This is a genomic window from Lacinutrix cladophorae, assembly GCF_053604645.1.
In genome coordinates, this window is the sequence record NZ_JBSHNR010000039.1 from 1 (window position 1) to 223 (window position 223).

A 223-nucleotide genomic window follows, 5' to 3' on the forward strand; every position below is an offset into this window, starting at 1 on the left:
TACCACCAGCACCACAAGTGGAAGCAAGGTTCGTGAAAGCATAATCGGAAGTTACATCAAAGACCGCATCTGTATCACAGCTATCTGTACCACAAGATTGAAGCGCTAATATGTTAGCAGCATTCCAATCGTTAGCGATGGTTTCATTATCTGTACCATTACATTCTATGGTTTCATCTACAACCGTACAAGCAGTAAGGTCTGGACCGATAGAATCTTCAAG

At 42.2% G+C, this 223-nt stretch carries 1 protein-coding gene; it reads right to left on the bottom strand.

Features of this window, described 5'->3' with window-relative positions:
• On the bottom strand, nt 1-223 hold a 223-nt coding region (locus ACVC3Y_RS00260), incomplete at both ends, for a hypothetical protein (protein WP_452225740.1).